The sequence below is a fragment of the Methylobacterium sp. WL18 genome, assembly GCF_008040015.1.
Classification (GTDB): domain Bacteria; phylum Pseudomonadota; class Alphaproteobacteria; order Rhizobiales; family Beijerinckiaceae; genus Methylobacterium; species Methylobacterium mesophilicum.
Genome location: NZ_VRVD01000738.1, coordinates 1 through 2,102, shown reverse-complemented (window position 1 = coordinate 2,102; position 2,102 = coordinate 1). Strand labels below are relative to the sequence as shown.

1 protein-coding gene is annotated in these 2,102 nt (G+C 71.7%); it reads left to right on the top strand.

From position 1 onward, the window contains the following. Positions 1-2,102 (top strand): acyltransferase domain-containing protein (locus FV228_RS27690; RefSeq protein WP_147857436.1); only part of this gene is annotated, 2,102 nt, incomplete at both ends.

Below are 2,102 nucleotides of genomic sequence, written 5' to 3'. Positions count from 1 at the left end.
GCCCTGCGCGCCGTCGGCGAGGGCGAGGACGCCCAGGACGCCTTCACCGGCACCGCGGTCGACCGCGCCGCCGAGGTCGCGTTCGTCTATTCCGGCAACGGCAGCCAGTGGGCCGGCATGGGCCGCGAGGCCTACGAGGAGAACCCGACGTTCCGGGCCGCCTTCGACAGGGTCGACACCCTGTTCCAGACCTATGCCGACTGGTCGCTCAAGCAGGCCCTCTACGCCGAGGACCTAGACGAGCGCCTGGCGCTCACCAGCGTCTCGCAGCCACTGATCTTCGCCATCGAGAGCGCCTCGACGGCCGCCCTCAAGGCTAAGGGCCTGATCCCCTCCTATGTGCTCGGCCACAGCGTCGGCGAGATCGCCGCCGCCGAGGCGGCCGGCGTCCTCACCCTCGAGGACGCGGTCCGGGTGATCTATTACCGCAGCCACCACCAGGAGACGACGCACGGCCAGGGCACCATGGCGGTGCTGCTGATGCCGGCCGAAGAGGTCGAGGCCTTCCTCAAGGATTACCCGTCCCTCGACATCGCCGCGTACAACAGCCCGAAGGCCGTCACGGTCGCCGGGCCCGTGGCCGACATCGAGGCTGCCCTCAAGGCGCTGTCGCGCAAGCGCCGCCGCGGCCGCAAGCTCGACCTCGCCTACGCCTTCCACGGGCGCCTGATGGACCCGACCGAGAAGCCGCTGCTGCGCGACCTCGCCGGACTGAAGGCGCAGGCCGGAACCACCGCGATGGTCTCCACCGTCACCGGCAGCGTGCTGGAGGGCGACAACTTCGGCGCCGGCTACTGGTGGCGCAACATCCGCGAGCCGGTGCGCTTCAGCGAGGCCGTGCAGGATGCCACCCGCCGCGGCGCCCGCGTATTCGTCGAGGTCGGACCGCGCGCGACGCTGATGTCCCATGTCGGCGACGCGGTCGAGCCGCTCGGCATCGAGACCGCCACGGTCGGCGTCATGCACCGCAAGGCGTCGGGCGGCGACCCGATCGCCAAGGCGGTCAGCGCCGCCCTGGTCCAGGGCGCGCAGGTCGACGAATCCCTGCTGTTCGGCGATGCCCCCCGGGGCGACGTGCGCCTGCCGACCTATCCGTGGCAGCGGCGTCCGTTCCGCCTGGCCGACACCCCCGAGAGCGTCGGCGCGATGAGCGCCCGCCCCTACCACCCGCTGATCGGCTCGCGGACCACCTTCGACGGCCTGGAATGGAACGGCTTCGTCGATCCGGCCACCCTGCCCGAGCTGGAGGACCACAAGGTCGACGGCCAGGTGATCATGCCCGGCGCCGGCTTCGTCGAGATGGCGCTGGCCTGCGTCCGCGAGGCGATGCGCCACGACGAGGTGGTGCTGGCCGATTTCGAGATCCTGTCGCCCATGGTGTTCGCCGAGGAGGCGCTGCGCGAGGTCGCGGTGCGTCTGTCGGGCACCGGCAACGGCATCCAGGTCCTCAGCCGCCCGCGCCTGACCCAGACGCCCTGGCAGCTCCACGCCCAGGCCAAGATCGTCGACGGCACGTTTACGGCCCCGAAGGCACCCGACCTGAACGGGTTCGACTTCGACACCGCCGGCGAGCAGGTCCTGACCGGCGAGGCGCTCTACGGCCGCGCCCGCGCTTCGGGCCTCGGCTTCGGCCCGAGCTTCCAGCAGGTCGCCATGAGCGCCCGGCTGGATGACATCACCATCGTGTCCGACCTGCTGCCGGCCGTGGCCGACGACCGGTTCACCCTGGTCCCGGCCCGCCTCGACGCCTGCTTCCACGGGCTGATCCTGCTGTTCGCGGACCTGCTCGGCGAGAACGCCGGCAAAGCCTACATCCCGGTGCGCTTCGGCGAGGTGCGGCTTCTGCGCCCCGGTGCGGTGATCGCCCGTTCGATCATCCGGACGCGGCGCTGCAACGAGCGCTCGATCCTGGCCGACTTCACCCTGCTCGACGCCGACGGCGCAGTGGTCGCCACGATCCGCGAGGGCCGTTTCCAGGCCCTGCGCGCCAAGGGCGGCGGCGACCTCTCGGCCTTCGCGATCTCGCAGGTGCCGGAGCTCGCCACCGAGCCGACCGCGATCCCGATGGAGCGCCGGCCGAGCGTGGCCGCCCGCCTGCGTCC